The sequence below is a fragment of the Lactonifactor longoviformis genome (genome assembly GCF_042848515.1).
Taxonomy (GTDB): domain Bacteria; phylum Bacillota; class Clostridia; order Lachnospirales; family Lachnospiraceae; genus Lactonifactor; species Lactonifactor longoviformis.
The window spans coordinates 2,390,015-2,408,755 of record NZ_AP031453.1 but is presented as its reverse complement, the minus strand read 5'-3'; the positions used below and the strand labels follow the sequence as shown (position 1 = coordinate 2,408,755).

Annotated in this window: 19 protein-coding genes; 2 read left to right on the top strand and 17 right to left on the bottom strand. The window is 45.2% G+C overall.

The features are described 5' to 3' along the window. Positions 1 to 10: 10 nt before the first annotated feature. The 12 genes from secG to ACGHCT_RS10990 form a co-directional block, all read right to left on the bottom strand. Entirely contained in the window at positions 11 to 247 is a 237-nt protein-coding gene (gene secG, locus ACGHCT_RS11045; protein WP_072849884.1) for a preprotein translocase subunit SecG, read from the bottom strand. A gap of 128 nt (positions 248 to 375) precedes the next feature. Beyond that, complete coding sequence (gene eno / locus ACGHCT_RS11040) at positions 376 to 1,692, bottom strand: phosphopyruvate hydratase (protein WP_390440054.1); 1,317 nt, start codon at positions 1,690 to 1,692, stop codon at positions 376 to 378. Positions 1,693 to 1,765: 73 nt separating this feature from the next. Further along, positions 1,766 to 3,337 (bottom strand): hypothetical protein, encoded by a 1,572-nt coding sequence (locus tag ACGHCT_RS11035; RefSeq protein ID WP_390440052.1) that lies wholly within the window; start codon positions 3,335 to 3,337, stop codon positions 1,766 to 1,768. After that, on the bottom strand, positions 3,334 to 4,038 hold the full coding sequence (locus tag ACGHCT_RS11030; protein ID WP_390440050.1) for an ATP-binding cassette domain-containing protein: 705 nt from the start codon (positions 4,036 to 4,038) through the stop codon (positions 3,334 to 3,336). The genes ACGHCT_RS11035 and ACGHCT_RS11030 overlap by 4 nt, the downstream gene beginning before the upstream one ends. A gap of 25 nt (positions 4,039 to 4,063) precedes the next feature. Beyond that, positions 4,064 to 4,423, bottom strand: coding sequence for a YccF domain-containing protein (locus tag ACGHCT_RS11025; protein ID WP_390440048.1), 360 nt, complete (start codon positions 4,421 to 4,423; stop codon positions 4,064 to 4,066). A 3-nt stretch (positions 4,424 to 4,426) separates the two neighbouring features. Further along, entirely contained in the window at positions 4,427 to 4,879 is a 453-nt protein-coding gene (locus ACGHCT_RS11020; protein ID WP_072849894.1) for a hypothetical protein, read from the bottom strand. A gap of 272 nt (positions 4,880 to 5,151) precedes the next feature. Beyond that, on the bottom strand, positions 5,152 to 6,690 hold the full coding sequence (gene gpmI, locus ACGHCT_RS11015; protein ID WP_390440046.1) for a 2,3-bisphosphoglycerate-independent phosphoglycerate mutase: 1,539 nt from the start codon (positions 6,688 to 6,690) through the stop codon (positions 5,152 to 5,154). Positions 6,691 to 6,730: 40 nt separating this feature from the next. After that, positions 6,731 to 7,453, bottom strand: a complete 723-nt coding sequence (locus ACGHCT_RS11010; RefSeq protein WP_072849898.1) for an amino acid ABC transporter ATP-binding protein — start codon at positions 7,451 to 7,453, stop codon at positions 6,731 to 6,733. After that, the gene (locus ACGHCT_RS11005) at positions 7,440 to 8,141 is read right to left on the bottom strand and encodes an amino acid ABC transporter permease (protein ID WP_072849900.1); all 702 of its coding nucleotides are present in this window, start codon (positions 8,139 to 8,141) and stop codon (positions 7,440 to 7,442) included. Before ACGHCT_RS11005 ends, ACGHCT_RS11010 begins: the two co-directional genes overlap by 14 nt. A gap of 2 nt (positions 8,142 to 8,143) precedes the next feature. Beyond that, positions 8,144 to 8,956 (bottom strand): transporter substrate-binding domain-containing protein, encoded by an 813-nt coding sequence (locus ACGHCT_RS11000; protein WP_084067693.1) that lies wholly within the window; start codon positions 8,954 to 8,956, stop codon positions 8,144 to 8,146. 88 nt (positions 8,957 to 9,044) lie between these two features. Next, positions 9,045 to 9,749, bottom strand: coding sequence for a DUF6320 domain-containing protein (locus ACGHCT_RS10995; protein WP_072849904.1), 705 nt, complete (start codon positions 9,747 to 9,749; stop codon positions 9,045 to 9,047). Positions 9,750 to 9,753: 4 nt separating this feature from the next. Continuing rightward, a complete protein-coding gene (locus ACGHCT_RS10990) occupies positions 9,754 to 11,028 on the bottom strand; it encodes an alcohol acetyltransferase (RefSeq protein ID WP_072849906.1) in 1,275 nt (424 codons plus the stop codon). 144 nt (positions 11,029 to 11,172) lie between these two features. On the opposite strand from ACGHCT_RS10990, the gene ACGHCT_RS10985 reads away from it, so the two are divergent. After that, positions 11,173 to 12,066 (top strand): alpha/beta hydrolase, encoded by an 894-nt coding sequence (locus ACGHCT_RS10985; RefSeq protein WP_072849908.1) that lies wholly within the window; start codon positions 11,173 to 11,175, stop codon positions 12,064 to 12,066. A 1,001-nt stretch (positions 12,067 to 13,067) separates the two neighbouring features. Here the strand turns inward: ACGHCT_RS10985 and tpiA are convergent. From tpiA to gap, 3 genes are all read right to left on the bottom strand, one after another. Further along, on the bottom strand, positions 13,068 to 13,817 hold the full coding sequence (tpiA, locus tag ACGHCT_RS10980) for a triose-phosphate isomerase (RefSeq protein ID WP_072849910.1): 750 nt from the start codon (positions 13,815 to 13,817) through the stop codon (positions 13,068 to 13,070). A 32-nt stretch (positions 13,818 to 13,849) separates the two neighbouring features. Beyond that, a complete protein-coding gene (locus ACGHCT_RS10975) occupies positions 13,850 to 15,043 on the bottom strand; it encodes a phosphoglycerate kinase (protein ID WP_072849912.1) in 1,194 nt (397 codons plus the stop codon). Positions 15,044 to 15,135: 92 nt separating this feature from the next. Then, positions 15,136 to 16,155: a type I glyceraldehyde-3-phosphate dehydrogenase gene (gap, locus tag ACGHCT_RS10970; RefSeq protein ID WP_072849914.1), complete on the bottom strand. Its 1,020-nt coding sequence runs from the start codon at positions 16,153 to 16,155 to the stop codon at positions 15,136 to 15,138. A 188-nt stretch (positions 16,156 to 16,343) separates the two neighbouring features. On the opposite strand from gap, the gene ACGHCT_RS10965 reads away from it, so the two are divergent. After that, positions 16,344 to 17,144, top strand: a complete 801-nt coding sequence (locus ACGHCT_RS10965; RefSeq protein WP_072849916.1) for a histidinol-phosphatase HisJ family protein — start codon at positions 16,344 to 16,346, stop codon at positions 17,142 to 17,144. A 62-nt stretch (positions 17,145 to 17,206) separates the two neighbouring features. Here ACGHCT_RS10965 and mnmA read toward each other — a convergent pair whose 3' ends face one another. After that, a complete protein-coding gene (mnmA, locus tag ACGHCT_RS10960; RefSeq protein ID WP_390440042.1) occupies positions 17,207 to 18,292 on the bottom strand; it encodes a tRNA 2-thiouridine(34) synthase MnmA in 1,086 nt (361 codons plus the stop codon). Next, positions 18,292 to 18,729, bottom strand: a complete 438-nt coding sequence (nifU, locus tag ACGHCT_RS10955; protein WP_072849919.1) for a Fe-S cluster assembly scaffold protein NifU — start codon at positions 18,727 to 18,729, stop codon at positions 18,292 to 18,294. Before nifU ends, mnmA begins: the two co-directional genes overlap by 1 nt. Positions 18,730 to 18,741: the final 12 nt, after the last annotated feature.

Sequence of the window (18,741 nt, the reverse complement as noted above, 5' to 3'; positions counted from 1 at the left end):
GTGTCATCTGTTAAAACTTCAGGTTTAATACTAATGCCAGTACAAAAAATAATAATCCTGTAATCTTCGTAGCGCGAACCAGGTTCCCTTCCATAGATCTTCCTTTGTTCTTGCCCCAATACGTATCGGCCATACCTGCAATGCTGCCCAGACCCTGCTGCTTTCCCTCCTGCATCAATACAAGAACAGTAATGGCTATACAATCAATAACGAAAATTATGGTCAGAACCATACGTAAAATATCCACGATTACACCTCCTAATTGTCAAACAAGATAATTTTACCATAGAGGTAAAAGTTTTTCAACTTGTTTTTCGGAAATATAACAAAAATCAGGAGGAGAGAGGATAAGCTTCCCTCTTCCCCCTAAACTAGTCAGATAAAAGGTGTGTCGTACTGGGCTATATTTCCCAGAGTATCCTCTATTCGCAGCAGCTGGTTGTATTTTGCCGTCCGGTCAGTCCTGCAGGGAGCTCCTGTCTTAATCTGTCCTGCATTTACAGCAACCGCCAGATCTGCGATAAAAGTGTCCTCCGTCTCACCGGAACGGTGTGAGATCACAGCCCGGTATCCTGCTTTATGGGCCATCTCTACGGCATCCAGGGCCTCCGATACCGTCCCGATCTGATTCAGCTTTATGAGAATCGCATTGGCCACATCCAGCTTTATGCCGCAGCCAAGCCTCTTGATATTTGTCACAAAAAGGTCGTCTCCTACCAGCTGCACTCTGTCTCCCAGCTTTTCCGTCATCAGCTTCCAGCCGTCCCAGTCATCTTCGTGCAGTCCATCTTCAATTGAGACAATTGGGAATTCATCAATGAGCTCTTCGTAATAGCCTACCATTTCCTTTGCCGTTCTTGTAACGGTATCTCCCTTCATCTCGCTCTCTCCCGGGAAATAGTAATAATCCTTTTCTTTGTCGTAGAGTTCACTTGCCGCCGCGTCCACTGCAAAGCAGATGTCCTCACGAAGCTTATAACCGCTCTTTTCCACTGCCTGACACATAAGCTCCAAGACCTCCTTTGATCCCTGAACATCCGGGGCAAATCCGCCTTCATCGCCCACCGCAGTGGCCAGATTTTCCCCTTTTAGTATCACCTTCAGATTATGGTAAATCTCGGCACACATCTGCAGTCCCGTGGAAAAGCTGTCTGCACCCACAGGCATAATCATGAACTCCTGAAGGTCTACCGTATTATCTGCATGCTTTCCGCCGTTCAGGATATTCATCATAGGCACCGGCATTCTTCTTGCATGGCAGCCCCCGATATATTGATACAGGGGAACCCGCAATGCTTTGGCCGCTGCCCTTGCCACAGCCATAGAAACCCCCAGTACTGCGTTTGCCCCTATATTCTCTTTATTTTTGGTTCCGTCTGCCTGAAGCAGAAGATAGTCAATGTGGCTCTGGTTTAAGGTATTTTCCCCCAAAACAGCATCGGCCAGTTTTGTATTTACATTTGAAACTGCCTTCTGTACTCCCAGTCCATAGTATCGTTTATCTCCATCCCGCAGCTCTGCTGCCTCAAATCTGCCGGTAGAGGCACCTGACGGAACCAGAGCCCTTCCCAGATGTCCCTCTCTTCCTACAATTCCTTCTCCTACGGTAACCTCTACCTCCACAGTGGGATTTCCTCTGGAATCCAGCACTTCTCTGGCGTATACACGGCGTATTGGCAAATAACGATACATATGCGTAAACCTCCTTATTTTTTATTCTGTATTTTTATTATTTACCAAATTGCCGGTCATAATGTATATAAAATTATTGTTTCAGGCAAAATCTGACCGGTGCATACCGATAGACCAAGAATAATGCGGCACCGATATAAAGAGCAGAAAAGAGAATCGTCAGACTTGCAAATATAATAGTTGGAGCTTGAAATTTAATGCACATATAACACAAAAAATACGTTACCCCGTTTACAATCGAATATGCACTGCTTTTCGCCTCCATATTCACGTTGTAGGGCTGAAGCAGATAATAGATCACCAGGTGATGTACAGAAAAAAATACTGCCATCGCCAGGATAGATACAAACAGCAGCGCATAATTCAGCGGATTCTCTGTCCCCCCGGTGATAAAGAGGAGAAGCGGAAGGCCGCAGGCAATCACTGCCGCAGGTATCATATTAATCTTTATCAGTGTCAGCAGCCTTACTTTAAAAAGTTTAAGAACAGCGTCCGGCTGCCGGTAAAACCGGTATGCCAGCATACTGTGATCACAATTCATAAACATAGCCTGTGTTACCACTGCTCCCTTATTCACCAGATACATCACAAAAATAAAATAAGGAAGAAAATTAAGCATCACCTCATTGATGCCCCGGGAGGCTTTTGGATTGAACTGGGAGAGAAGGAGCACTCCGGCCAGAATCACCACAAGTATGTATGCTGTTTTTCTGGCTGAATGGGTAAGAATCTTCCTGTGTCTTTGTATAAACAGTTCATTGAAGTAATCGTATCCTTTTTTATTCCCTGTCCGGACTTCCCCCGAAGATATTTTGGAGAGATAGGCTTTCTGCTGTGTGGCAGCTGCGTTCTCCTGTACCCCGAAAATAAGGCCGTTAAGATTCAGTATCTTTTTATAAAGCCGTTTATAGCTTTTGCTCTTAATAAGTATTCTCAGAGAACATACCGCACACGGAATCAGGAGGGCCGCCGCCAGATAAAAGCCCTGCACAGAGAGGCCTGCACGAATCCAAGGGAGACCGTACCCCAGCAAAAGACCTGCCCCGGTCACACTGAAAAAAAGCTTCAGATTATTTTCTGATACCTCACGGCCGGTTCTGTCAAAATACTTCAGCATCAGTGCACTGCCCGCAAGCTTCCATTCTGTCATCACAACGGGCACCAGCAGGCACACGCCCAGAGGGATACCTGCCTGCATGCCCAGGATCAGAACCGCGGGTATCCAGGTCACAACATTCTTAGCCAGGAACCACCAAAGGCTGGAAAGGGCATAGCTTTTTGCATCGGTACGCATAAGTACAACCGTATAGTACTTGGCTTTCGTGGGGTTAAACAGTTCAGTGTTTGTAAATGCTCCCATTGCCGTAAGGAAAAAGAATATATTTACAAAATTCCCGGCCTTATCACCCGGCAGGATACTTAGAGGCAGTAAGATCATTAGTCCCAGATATAAAAATTTACTGCCAAAGGCAAATATAGTTTTCAGGATAACATACAAAATATAAACGAACTTTTTCAGTCCCCCGCAGCCATACAGGCTTGCTGGGATTAGTTTCTTAATCACCGGCAGACGGCGCAGCCTGTAGATCCAGGTATTTGCTCCATATGTATTACTCAGGCGGAACGATAGTAAAAGTGTTTTCATCCTTCTTCTCCCCTTAAAGTATCAATAATTTTGTCCTTGAACTCTTCATTATCCAGATTTTCCTTAGGAATCTCTTCCAAAATACCCTGGTTTAAAATCACAATCTCATCACACAAATCCAGGGCCAACTCCATGATGTGAGTGGAAAAGATAAGAATGTGATCTTTTTTTATCTCCTTCAGCATCTTTTTCATCTCATCAGCCACTACGACATCAAAGGAAGTCAATGGTTCATCCAACAGGAGTATGGTGGGACTGCCTATGATATTCACCAGCATCTGCATTTTATTCTTCATGCCGTGGGAATAGTCTTTCATCAGCTTATCCCTGTCCTCCTCCTCTATCTTCATAAAATCAAAATACTCATCCAAACTTTTAGATTCTTTCATCTTTTGTGCATTGATCTCTATGAAAAACTTTAAAAACTCTCTGCCTGTGAGAAACTCAGGCACCACAGGCGTGGAAAGTACATATCCAATATCCTCGGAAATAATCGGCCTTTTTATGCCCTCTTCCTCGATGTAAAAGCTCCCGCCGTCAATCTCAATATCCTCATTGATACAGTTGAACAGCGTAGTCTTTCCCGCACCATTTCGCCCCAGCAGCCCATAAATTTTCCCCTTTTCAAAGGTAAAATCTGCACCCCGCAGCACTTCTTTTTTGTCGAATTTCTTTTCTATTTGTTCCAGTACCAGTTTCATAATGCCCTCCATTTTCTCTTATTTATTAACGTATCTCAGCGCCAAACGGCAGAAGAGCCAGCTTAGCAATTTTAAAATGCTGGATTCCGAAAGGAATACCCACAATGGTAACACAGAGAACAGCACCCAAAGCCAGAGACTCCAAAGCCATTGGTATGCCAGTTACAAGGAGCCAGATAATATTGAGGAGCAGGGATCCGGCCCCTCCGCCGTAGCTCACCTCTTTGCCAAATGGGAAAAAGCTTAGCTCTGCAAATTTAAAGCACTGTTTCCCAATGGGTATTCCAATAATTGTAATGCACCACAGACAGCCCAGCAAAAGCCAAGAAAGTCCGCTTAAAAATCCTCCGCAGATAAACCAAAGCAAATTTCCAAGACATCCCATATACTATCCCTCCTGTTCTGCTATACTTATTTTATGCTCCATCTGTTCCAAATCCTCCAGTACAGTCCGAACCATAATAATGCCGTCCTCTACCTGTTCCCGTGCCTCCTGGATCTTATTCTGTACCATCCAGTCTGCAATAATACCGTCAAAGAAAAAATCAGCAAATGTAAGAAAAGTACCTATCTCCATCTGGATATCCATGGGAACCTGAATATCCTTTAATTCCCTCTGAAAATGCAGCAGCCGTTCCCTTGCTGCTTCCAAGCATCTGGTTGCCTTGTCTAACCTGGAATGCTTCATAATATCTGCCAGAAGTCCTCCTCCCAGCATATCCCAGATGCCTATGTTTCTGGCGCTCTGAAGAAAATCCTCCGCTTCCTCCAGAGCTTCCAAGGCCTGTCTGCCGGCTGTTATTGCCTCTTGAATCTCAATTTGGTTACCTGTCCTATACATATTAAACTCCTTCCCTGCCTTTCGGCAACTGCAAGGTTTTTATTTGTGGCAGATGATAGAATGAAGTTTCCTATGTAATAAAAAAAGACTTCTATCATGACATCACTGCCACAATAAAAGTCTTGCACATCTCATTTGATACGGGTACTTCTCAGTACCGGGTGACGGTTTCAAACCCACCTGTCGGTGTTCGGCTACTCCCTTTTATTTGCTTGATAATAATTTATCATTTCTTTAAGGGTTTGTCAAGAATCTTTATAAAATCCTAAGATTTATTTCCGAATCAGAAGGGATTTGCCTGTCATCTCTTTTGGCTGCTCCATTCCCATGAGTTCAATTAGTGTGGGTGCAATGTCTGCCAGACAGCCCCCTTCTCTCAAGCCATAGGAAGGATCTGCATTCACAAGGATAAACGGAACCGGGTTAACGGTATGGGCTGTAAACGGTTCCCCTGTCTTATAATCTACCAGCTGTTCCGCATTGCCGTGATCCGCACAGATAAACATCTGACCGCCCACTTTCTTCACTGCCTCTACCGCACGGCCCACGCACTGGTCAACTGCTTCCACGGCTTTCACGGCTGCCGCTTCAATTCCTGTGTGGCCCACCATATCCGGATTGGCGAAGTTAATAATAATAACATCGTATTTATCTGATTCAATGGCCTCCACAAGTTTATCACAAACCTCAAAGGCGCTCATCTCAGGTTTTAAGTCATAGGTTGCAACTTTAGGGGACTTCACAAGGATTCTGTCCTCCCCCTGGTTGGGCTCTTCAATTCCCCCGTTGAAGAAAAAGGTTACATGGGCATATTTCTCTGTTTCAGCGATACGCGCCTGGGTCATATGGCGGGCAGCCAGGAACTGTCCGAAGGTGTTCTCTATAGACACCTTGTGGAAGGCTACTTCCACATTCTGAATGGTAGCGTCATACTCAGTAAAGCAGATAAACACAAGATCCAGCTTCTTCTCCCGGAAGAAACCCTGGAAGTCTTCATCTGCAAAAGCTCTTGTAATCTCTCTGGCTCTGTCCGGACGGAAGTTAAAGAAAATCACGGAATCCCCGTCCTGCACGGATGCCACAGGAACTCCGTCTTTTTCCACCACTGTGGGGAGCACAAATTCATCGGTTTTGCCTTTGTCGTAGGAGGCCTGTACCCCGCATGCCCCGCAGGCTGCCTTTTCCCCTTCTCCTTTTGTCATAGCGGCATAGGCCTTTTCCACTCTGTCCCACCGGTTATCCCGGTCCATAGCATAATAGCGTCCCATAACCGTGGCAATCTGGCCCACACCGATCTCTTCCATCTTGGCCTGCAGTTCTTCTACATAGCCTTTTCCGGAAGACGGAGGTGTATCACGGCCGTCCAGGAAGCAGTGAACGTATACCTTCTCTACCCCTTCCCTTTTCGCCAGCTCCAGAAGTCCGTACAAATGTGTATTTTGGCTGTGGACACCGCCGTCAGACAACAATCCCATAAAATGAAGAGCTGTATCCTTTTCTTTTGCATTTTTGACTGCTTTTAAAAGAGCCTCGTTGTGAAAGAAATCTCCGTCCTGAATTTCTTTGGTAATTCTGGTGAGCTCCTGATATACAATACGCCCTGCACCCATATTCAGGTGACCCACCTCGGAATTTCCCATCTGGCCTTCCGGAAGTCCCACTGCCATCCCGCTTGCGTTTCCCTTTACAAAGGGACACTGGGACATCAGTTGATCCATCACCGGAGTTTTTCCCTCGCACACCGCGTTGGCTTCACAGTTATCGTTCAGTCCATATCCATCGAGTATCATTAAAACAGTTGGTTTTTTCATTTTTGTTCTCCTCATTTTGCTTCACATGTTCGTCTTGTTCCTACAGAACCTTGGAAAGGAATTCCTGCAGGCGGGGATTCTCCGGATGCTCAAAAAAATCCACCGGATTATTCTCTTCTTTTACCTTACCTTCATCAATAAACAGCACCCTGGTGGCCACTTCTTTGGCAAATCCCATCTCATGGGTTACCACTACCATTGTCATTCCTTCCATAGCCAGTTCTTTCATAAGACTTAATACCTCACCGACCATCTCGGGATCCAAAGCTGACGTAGGCTCGTCAAAAAGCATGACATCAGGGTTCATCACCAGCGCTCTGGCAATGGCAATCCTCTGCTTCTGGCCTCCTGAAAGCATATTGGGGTAGGTATCTGCTTTTTCCGGCAGTCCCACACGTTCCAAAAGTTCCTTCGCTTTTTTGTCGGCCTCTCCCTGATTCATAAGTCCCAGTTTGGTAGGGGCCAGAGTAAGATTCTGCATCACCGTAAGATGGGGAAACAGATTAAACTGCTGAAATACCATCCCCATCTTCTGGCGGAGCTTGTCAATGCTGCAGGAAGGATCTGTTATGTTATTTCCCTCAAACCAAATTTCTCCCCCGGTGGGTTCCTCCAGCCGGTTCAGGCAGCGCAGAAAGGTCGATTTGCCGGACCCGGAGGGACCGATGACTACAACCTTCTCTCCCTTTTCTATCTTCTGGTCTATGCCGTTAAGTACTACGTGATCCCCGAAAGATTTCTGAAGATTTTTAACCTCTATCACTCTGAGCCAGCCTCCTTTCCATAACATTCAGCAGCTTTGTCAGCCCCAGTACCATTATCAGATAGCAGACAGCAGCGATGAACAGCGGAGGAAGGATCCGATATGACATATTTCCCACCAGCTGTGCGGCCTTCGTAAGCTCTGTAACAGCAATCATACCTGCCACAGAGGTTTCCTTGATCAATACAATAAACTCATTGCCCAATGCCGGCAGAATATTTTTAATGGCCTGGGGAATAATAATATAGCGCATGGTCTTTATATAATTCAGACCCAGACACCGGCCGGCCTCCATCTGGCCGATATCTATGGATTCGATACCGGCACGTATTATTTCTGCCACATAAGCTCCTGAGTTAATCCCAAAACAAATGGCTCCAACCACCACCTCATTGGTATTTCTAGAAGTAAAAATCAGGTTATAAATAATCAGCAGCTGTACCATCACAGGGGTACCTCTGATGATCGTTATATAGAGATTACATATGATATTCAGCCACTTCAGATGCTTATTGTTTGAACTGGCCACCTTACATACAGCGATCACAAGTCCGATAGCGATACCGATAATAATCGCAAGCAGAGAGATCTCTATGGTTTTTATAATACCATTTACATACAGCAGATATCTGTCATCCTGTATCAATGCCTGATATAGAGCAGACTGAAAATTTTCAAAAAACCCCATCTTTAATTACCTACATGATTTGCTGTAAACTCTTCTATCTTTCCGTCATCTTTTAACTGTTTGATCACCTTATTGATCTGATCCAGCAATTCCTGATTTCCTTTTTTCACAGCAATGGCATACTTATCCTCAAATAATGTACCGTTCAGAATAGTAAGTGTGTCATTAGAAGCAACCATCTCTTCTGCAGGATACTGATCAATGATAATACCGTCAATTTTTCCATTCTTTAAATCTTCTACTGCCTGTGCAAACTTGGAGTAACGTTTGATTTCCTTGGGATTGGCATTGTCTTTATTGGCTACCCAGATATCAGCGATGTTCCCCTGCTGCACACCTACGATTTTCCCTTCCAGGTCTGTGCCGGCCACTTCACCGCCTGCAGGTGTAATACCCGGATTCTCTTTATTTACCACAACCACCTCTGTGTTGTCCACATATTCATCGGAGAAATCCATCACCTGTTTTCTCTCCTCATCAATGGAAACACCGGCCGCAACCATGTCTACTTTACCGCTCTGTACTGCTGCCAGAGCACCATCAAAGTCCATGTTTTTGATCTCCAGATCTTTTCCCATATCATCGGCAATGGCTTTGGCGATATCCATATCTATACCGACAACTTCTGTTCCCTTCATATATTCATAGGGAGCAAATCCAGCCTCTGTTCCTACAATCAGCTTGTCACCGGATCCGCCCTTCGTTTCTTCCTTTGCGGTATCCTCTTTCTTTGAATCACCGCTTCCTGAATTACCGCATGCTGCCAGTGATACCATCATCACAGCTGCCATTAATACTACTAACTTTTTCTTCATAGCTAATACCTCCTGCACCTTTTTATACATTATATTTTATAATTATTCACAACCATTAATTATATCGGCTTTTCCTCCAAAATACAAGCTAAATATGCATTCTTCTGCGCACTTCCTCCCGCAGCCTGCTAATCCTCATGATGGTAAACAGAGTTACCGCAATGATCAGGCTGCAGGTCATAACAATGGCTGACCAGGTTATGCCCGGCACCCCTGTAATAAAGTTCTTAATGCTGGCATCGATCCCCACACAAAAAATTCCCAGGGCAAGTACTACCGCCAAAGCCATAAACAAGATCGATCTGGAGAGAAAACGATAGCAGAGATTCACTGCCATGATGAGCACCACACCAATTATTATAATAGGAAGGGCAATCAGACGGTACCACTCTCCCCCGTCAAACAGATACGCGATAATTCCGCAGTACATGGCAACCGCAGCTCCGTCAAAGAGGAGCATGAGAAAAAAGGGCAGTTTCCTGTATATCATGGCAGGTATAAAAAAAATCCAGAACACCACACACAGTCCGATGATATACAACGACCAGGCATTCATCTGAAATATAAATAAGTTCAGAAGTCCGCAGCCCAAAGCCGTACAACTTAGTATTACGGTTATAAGTATCGCCAGATCTGTCCTCTTTACCCTGGCAACCTCTCCCCGGATCGCAGGATAGGGAGAAGCAGGTTTGCTCTTTTCTTCTTTTGCCGGATGATACACCGGAGTATTACACAGAGGGCACTTCTCAAGAGAAGCCTCCAGCTCCACTCCACAATTCACGCAATAAGCCATGGCCTCACCTCCTGTTTGATTGAATCTTTACATGAATACCATCTTTTACTAGTTTTCGGAAAAAATATCGTTCCACGTCTGCCTCAATAATTGAGCTTGCAAAATTAACAGATGTCACCCCCTGATAACTGACAATGGCACAGTTGGTTCTGGATGAAAATGGCTGCCCCATCAGCACGTCAAAGCCCACAACATACTTTTCCATAGCACCCGGCACTTTCGCGATGCCCAAATTGGTAAGGCCTGCTGAGGACTGTTTATTCTGCACTTTAATATAAAACTGGCGCACAATAAGGTCTTTTATCAGCAGAGGGACCATACGGATCCAGATGCTCTGCTGCGTGTTGGCATTCTTGGTGATATCGGCATTCAAAAATTTGGGATTGATATAATACTGCATAAAATGATGCACCTGCTTTACAATCTCCTCAAAGGTGTATTCTCCCAGTCTGGGATCAATTCCAGGATACAGCATGGTTATAAAATTTCTCATGGTCCTGGAAGGAAAAAAATTTCTGAGATTTACAGGCATGGCAATCTTTACCGGTTTCTCTTTCCATACTCTGTCCGCCTTCTGTTTCTCCAGAAGAGCATACAGCAGTACCGCGTTCAGATATTCCGTGATTGTCACCTGATAGCCCTTGGCCACAGCCTTAAGGTTAGAGACATCCATGGTGCCTTTTATGATATTAAGCGTATAAAAGGGCTCCTGTGTCCCATGTATCCGGTAAGCGTTCCCCTGACTTCGCTTGGACGGCACCCTGGAGTTTGCATATTTAATGTACGCATCCTCCAGCTCCTCCGGATCCGGCTGTTCTTCTATATTCAGAACACCCTCTCCGTCCGGTATCTCATATCCTTTCATCCTGAGATATACCGCTGTCATGGTTTTCAGAAAGCAGAGTCCGCCATTGCCGTCTGCAAGCGAATGAAAAACCTCAAGTGCTATCTGATTTTTGAAGTAATATACTCTGAACAGATACCGGTCATTGCTCTTGATACGTATAGGCATGCAGGGATTTTGAATGTCTGGCTGTACTTTTGGGGCAGGATTGGCATTAGGTTCCAGGTATCTCCAGAAGAGCCCTTTTCTCATAGCCACCTTCATACTTGGAAATCTGGGCAGAGTTACGTCCAGTGCTTTCTGCAGAAGCACTGGATCTATATCCTCTTTTAAGGCAATAGTGATTCGGAATAATGATGAAAATTTACGTTTCTGTAAGGTTGGGTACACATTAGCCGACAAGTCCAGCTTGTACCAGGTTTCTTTTTTATTCATTAGCTTCTCACCTCTTATAGGTTCTTTTTATTATAGAGGTTCAGAAGCCATATTACAAGGGGAAGAAGAGCTTTCTTCTCCTTGCTCTCTTTGGCTGTTAATGTTACTATATAGAAAATATCGAAAGAGAGGACACCTCTATCCATGCCATTTATGAGCAAAAGCAACCAGAATTTTATGAAACTTATCAAAGCCGTTCACAGTCTTGTGGTAACGGATGACCTGGATAAAAACCGCCAGTCCCAGGACAGCATAGGAAAGATTCTGGGAACCAGAAGCAAAGAGGCCGCATATACCAATCTGACCATAGACTCAGTCCCTGTGGAAATAGTGAGTGTAAACCGCCCCCACAGTACCCAGAAGGTTATCCTGTACTGCCACGGAGGCGGCTACATTACCGGAAGTCTCCACTACGCCAGAATACTCACCACCAAAATAGCCATGGCTACCTCCATGGATGTTATCAGCTTTGATTACCGTCTGGCTCCCGAATTTCCCTTTCCAGCCGCATTACACGATGTGGTCAAAATTTGGGATTATCTGATGATGCTGGGGTATGGAAGCAAAGATATCATTGTTATGGGGGATTCCGCCGGAGGCAATCTGGCCCTCTCCCTGGGCTTGAAATTAAAGGAAGAGGAACGCTTTCTGCCGGGAGCCTTTGCCCTCATGTCCCCCTGGACCGATCTCACCACCTCCGGAAAATCCCATGTCACAAGGGAAGAGCTGGATCCCATTTTAGATCACGAATATATGGACAGGGCCCGCTACTCTTATACCACTGAAGAAAACTTTGAAAATCCCCTTGTATCCCCTCTGTTCGGAGACTTCACAGACTTTCCCCCCGTTTATATTCAGGTGGGAAATAATGAGATTCTCCTGAGTGACTCCGTCAGACTGCACAAGCAGCTTATAAAGCAGGGCGTTTCTGCGAGGCTGGATTTGTATAAGGGGATGTGGCATGTGTTCCAGATGTCGAATTTTAAGACAGCGAACGATGCAGTGGATGAGATTGCGAGGTTTGTGTTTGAATTATAGTTTTGTGTATGTGAAGTTCGAGGTTATGTAGTCGGCGAGCGCATCGCAGACGGACGGATATAGGAGGGAGCACCGGGGAGACAGGGCCAGGCCAGGGGGCGGGGTATAGGGACCAGTCAGCTCGAGGCTCCGTTCCCCTAAGCTAAGTCCTACCAGCTGCTAAGCTCGTCAGGAAAGCCTTCCTCGCTAAACAGCTGGTGGACTGGATCTTCGGCTCACTCCGCTTAACCTCCCTGACTGGTCCCTATACCCCGCCCCCTGGCCTGGCCCTGTCTCCCCGGTGCTCCCTTCTATATCCTGGCAGAGACTCACTTCACATTCACGGAAAACGGGTGGGGAAGGTCGAAAGTTGTACACTTTTCATATTATTCATCATTTATGATCGCTCAATGTTTTGGATAAACAGCCAAACCTGTTACCGTTATCACTTCCATACTTTCTGGCTACATTACAGCTACATTACAGCTATATTCTATCTGACAAATTTACAGCCATATCCTATGTGAATAATATCATTCCCCTTCAGATAAATTTACCCCCTGGAACTTTCCTATACCCAGGTGAGAGAAATCCTGCGGCGGCGGGCTGACTGGTTCGGGCGGGAGGGAGGCTTAGGTTCCGCGGACGATACCGCAGGAGTGAGTAGAGAATCTTAGGCAAAACCGGGATTCACGCTGGAGATTTTTTCGGCAGTCCAGGCCGAAAAAAAGTGAGCATGGGCAGAGAATGCACATCAAGCATTCTTTGCACATACGAACGGTGCTCCGGCGGGGATTCCGGTTTTGTCTTAGACTCTCTTCGCGACGGAGGTGTCCCCGGAACTTAAGCCTCCCTCCTGTCCGAACCTGCCAGCCCTCTGCCGCGGGATTCCTCTCACCGTCCCCCTGCCACCTCATACCTTCCGACTTAGATCACCTTGAGCCGTAGTCCAAGTAATTGCATTAAATTCCAATTTAATAACATAAGGGACCGCCCCACAGCAGTCCCCTCTTTCACAAATACTATTTGTAATTTACAATCTGTCCAAATTCAGCCTTCAGAGAAGCGCCTCCTACTAAACCGCCATCGATGTCAGCCTGTGCAAACAATTCCGGTGCGGTCTTTGCATTTACAGATCCGCCGTACTGGATGCGGATCGCTTCTGCGGTCGCTTCGTCATAGATTTCAGCGATGCATGCACGGATTCCTGCGCATACTTCCTGAGCTTGTTCGGTTGTAGCGGTCTTTCCAGTACCGATTGCCCAGATCGGCTCGTAGGCAATGACTGCTGTCTTAGCCTGATCTGCTGTTACTCCCAGGAATCCTACCTTAACCTGCTGACGGATGAAGTCCATGGTCACACCCTGCTCTCTCTGCTCCAGGGTCTCACCGCAACACATAATCGGTGTAATTCCATGCTCAAACGCTTTCAGCATCTTTTTGTTTACGGTCTCGCTGGTCTCTGCGAAATATTCTCTTCTCTCAGAATGACCTAATACAACGTATTTTACGCCTGCATCTGTGAGCATATTCGGAGATATTTCACCAGTATAAGCGCCTTTTTCTTCGTAATACATATTCTCAGCTCCAACCTGAATGTTGGTGCCTTTTGTAGCTTCCACTACCGGAATGATGTCAATTGCCGGTACACAGAACACTACATCAACCTCTTCGTTTTCTACCAGAGGTTTTAAAGTATTCACCAGCTCTACCGCCTCGCTGGGGGTCATATTCATTTTCCAGTTGCCGGCCACAATTTTTCTTCTTGCCATAATGGGATACCTTCTTTCTTTATTCTTTTATATTATTTATCGTTTGCTGCTGCCACACCAGGAAGCTCCTTGCCTTCAAGGAATTCCAGGGAAGCACCGCCGCCTGTGGAAATATGGGTCATTTTGTCGCCATATCCCAGAATATTTACTGCCGCAGCAGAATCTCCGCCGCCTATAATCGTAGTAGCATCCGTATCTGCCAATGCTTTTGCCACTGCTTCTGTTCCATGTGCAAAGTTTGGCATTTCAAAGCAGCCCATGGGTCCGTTCCATACTACTGTCTTCGCATCTTTCACTGCATCACAGAAAATCTTTTCCGTCTCAGGTCCGATATCCATGCCTTCCCATCCGTCCGGAATCTCACCTTTCTGAGCCACCTTGATATTGCAGTCATTTGAGAAAGCATCCCCAATGAGATTATCAACAGGAAGTAAAAGTTTAACTCCCTTGTCCTCCGCCTTTTTCATCATATCCAATGCATACTGCAGATAATCGTCCTCACAGAGAGAAGTACCGATTTTTCCTCCCATAGCTTTGGAGAATGTATAAGACATTCCGCCGCCGATGATCAGAGTATCTACCTTATCCAACAGATTGTCAATCACAGAAATCTTGCTGGATACCTTAGCTCCGCCCAGAATTGCCACAAATGGTCTCTCAGGATTGTTGACTGCGTTGCCCAAAAAGTCAATTTCTTTCTGCATCAGGTATCCTACCACTGCTGTATCAACAAACTGCGTCACACCCACGTTAGAGCAGTGAGCCCTGTGGGCAGTTCCGAATGCGTCATTGACAAATACATCACACAGAGAAGCCAGATCTTTGCTGAAGGTTTCTCCGTTTTTCGTTTCCTCTGCACGGTAACGGGTGTTTTCCAGTAAGATTACATCTCCGTCTTTCATAGACTCTGCGGCTGCTCTTGCGTTAGGTCCCACCACCTCAGGATCTGCTGCAAATATTACTTCCTGACCCAGCAGCTCTGTGAGACGCTTTGCAACCGGTGCCAGAGAGAGTTCCGGCTTGGGTTCTCCCTTTGGTTTTCCCAGATGTGAGCAGAGTATTACTTTTCCGCCGTCGGCAATCAATTTCTTGATGGTTGGCAGGGCTGCCACCAGACGATTCTCATCTGTTATTCTGCCCTCCTGTAAAGGCACGTTAAAGTCACAGCGAACCAGGACTTTTTTGCCTTTCACATTAATGTCATCCACTGATTTTTTATTAAGCATTACATGTATTCCTCCTATGATTAAGTGTCTATAGACAAAAAGGTCCGGTCCATAATAGACCGGACCCTTATATGAGTCTTTATTCTTCTTAATTATTTCTCTAACAATTTACCAAAATATTTGATTGTTCTTACCATCTGGCTTGTGTAAGAATTTTCATTGTCGTACCATGAAATAACCTGAACCTCTGTGGTTCCGTTGTCTAACGGAAGAACCATGGTCTGTGTTGCATCGAACAGAGAACCAAATCTCATACCAATGATATCACTGGATACGATTTCGTCTTCGTTGTAACCGAAGGATTCATCTGCTGCTGCTTTCATAGCTGCGTTGATCTGCTCAACAGTTACATTACCGTCTACAACAGCTGTTAAGATAGTTGTAGAACCTGTTGGTGTAGGAACACGCTGTGCGGAACCGATTAATTTGCCGTTCAGTTCAGGAATAACCAGACCGATTGCCTTAGCAGCACCTGTGCTGTTAGGAACAATGTTCACTGCTGCTGCACGGGATCTTCTTAAGTCACCTTTTCTCTGAGGTCCGTCCAGAGTCATCTGATCGCCTGTGTAAGCATGGATGGTACACATAATACCGGATTTAATAGGAGCAAGGTCATTTAATGCTTTTGCCATTGGTGCCAGGCAGTTAGTTGTACAGGAAGCTGCTGAAATGATGTGATCCTCTTTTGTCAGAGTATCATGGTTTACATTGTAAACGATGGTAGGAAGATCGTTGCCGGCAGGAGCAGAGATAACAACTTTCTTGGCGCCTGCTTTTAAGTGAGCTTCTGCTTTTGCTTTGGATGTATAGAATCCGGTACATTCCAGAACAACGTCTACACCGATTTCTCCCCAAGGAAGCTCTGCAGCATCTGCTTTTGCATAGATTTTGATTTCTTTTCCGTCAACGGTGATGGAATCATCTCCGGCTGTTACTGTATCTCCAAGTGCGTATCTTCCCTGTGTTGAGTCATATTTCAGTAAATGGGCTAACATTGTAGGAGATGTTAAGTCATTAATAGCTACTACTTCAAATCCTTCTGCCCCGAACATCTGTCTGAATGCAAGACGTCCAATACGTCCAAAACCATTAATTGCTACTTTTACTGCCATGTTATTTATTCCTCCTATTGGTACTAAAAATTTTTGAGTTTCTCAGATTGTTAAAGAAACATCAACCTACAGAGTATTCTACATAATATATGGAAAAAATTCAAGCATAATTTATATTTTTATTCTTATTTAATGGAAAGAATGTTATAATAAAATCACGTAATTTATTGGTTAAAAAGGAGAATTTTATGTACTCAGACTATCATTTACACACAAACTTTTCCGGTGATTCTGATGCTCCAATGGAAAATATGATCGAAAAAGGTATAGAAATGGGCCTAAAGATTATGTGTTTTACCGAACACTATGACCTTGATTATCCTGAGATTGGCATCAATTTTGAAGTAAATACCAGGGAATATTTGTGCAAATTTTTGGAACTAAAGGAACAATATAAAGAGAAAATCACCCTTTATTTTGGGATTGAGCTGGGTCTTCAGCCTCACCTATCTGAAGCATACCATAATTATCTCAGAGAATACCCCTTTGACTTTGTCATCGGCTCTACTCATCTTGTGAACCATATGGATCCCTATTTCCCGGATCTCTTCCAAAACAGAGACGAAAAAGCCGCCTATTACGACTATTTTCAAACCAGTTTGGACAATATTTTTGCTTTCTCTGAGATGGATACTTATGGTCACCTGGACTACATAGTACGGTACGGTCCCAACAAAAACAGAGATTATAATTACCACATGTACAGGGAAATAATCGATGAATTGCTGAAAGCTTTAATAGAAAAAGGGATTGGCCTTGAGTGCAATTCTGCCGGTTTTAAATATGGTCTTGGTCATCCCCATCCAACCGAAGAAATCCTTGTCAGATATCGGGAATTAGGGGGTGAAATCATAACCCTGGGCTCTGATGCTCACAGTCCGGAACACATTGCGTTTGCTTTTGATAAAGCAGCAGAACTCTTGCAAAACTGCGGATATCATTACTACACAATTTTTGAAAAAAGGAAGCCAAAATTCATAAAATTATAGTGGTTTTCAAAGAAAAAAAAGAGTGGTTTTTCAACCGTTTCCAGGTTAAAAAACCACTCTTTTTATCGGCAAATTGTTCCTCCTCCTGCCACATATTCATTCTCATAAAACACAACCGCCTGCCCTGGTGTGATCGCCCTCTGAGGGGTGGAAAAGGAACAGGTAATCTCATCCCTGCCTGTTCTTCGGATGATACAGGGAGACCCTTTATGGTTATAGCGAATCTTAGCTGTCACTTCCTTTTCCTCACCGGTCTTCAGATCCTCCATAGCCATGAAATTCAGGTTACAGCAAGTCAGCCGGCTGGCAAAGACCTCCTCGTGGTCCCCTATCACTACCTCGTTGGTGTCCGGCCGTATCTCCAGGACAAAGACGGGATGTCCCATGGAAAGGTTCAGTCCTTTTCTCTGTCCAATAGTATAGTGGGTAATTCCTCTGTGGCGGCCTACCACCTCGCCCGAACTTGTGACAAAATTACCTTCCTCAATTTTTCTCTCTGTATTGTCTTCAATGAACTTGGCATAATCATTGTCCGGAACAAAGCAAATCTCCTGGCTGTCCGGCTTATGAGCCACCGGAAGCTCCAGCTGCTTGGCCATCTCCCGAATCTCCTCTTTGGTATATGCCCCGACCGGCATCAGGGTCCGGGACAGCTGTTCCTGTGTCAAATTATACAAGGCGTACGTCTGGTCTTTTGCAGCTGTCGCTGAGGTCTTCAGGGTATATCTTCCGTTATCCAGCCTGGCAATCTGGGCATAGTGGCCTGTGGCAATATAGTCGGCGCCGATTTCAAGGCTTCTTTTCAAGAGGGAGTCCCACTTCACATACCGGTTGCAGGCAATGCATGGGTTGGGAGTTCTCCCCCGCAGGTATTCAGCCACGAAATAATCCATGACCTTATCCTTGAATTCTGCTTTAAAATTCATGACATAGTACGGAATATCCAGGACCTGAGCCACCCTTCGGGCGTCATCCACAGCACTTAAGCCGCAGCAGCCTCCGTTTTCCTCCAGTGCGGTTTCCTCTTCATCCTGCCAGATCTGCATGGTTACCCCAATCACCTCATAACCCTGCTCTTTCAGAAGCCAGGCAGCCACAGAAGAGTCCACCCCTCCTGACATGCCCACCACCACTTTTTTTCTGTTCATTAATACTCTTCCTCTTCTTCCTCCTCAGAAATATCCGTTTTCGGTTTTTCCAATCCCTCGATTTTTATATGTTTTTTTTCTGCATAATCCCAGAGAGCTGCATGGATGGCTTCTTCTGCCAGCAGGGAACAGTGTACTTTTACAGGGGGAAGACCGTCAAGAGCCTCCATTACTGCTTTATTCGTAACCTCCAATGCCTCCTGAACAGTTTTTCCCTTCACCAGCTCTGTAGCCATGCTGCTGGTGGCCACTGCAGCCCCGCAGCCGAACGTTTTGAATTTACATTCATTGATAACCCCTTTATCATCAATATCCAGATACATTCTCATAATATCTCCGCACTTTGCATTCCCCACAGTGCCTACACCGCTGGCATTTTCAATTTCTCCTACGTTTCTGGGATGTTCGAAATGGTCCATTACTTTTTCACTATACATATTATTTTCCTC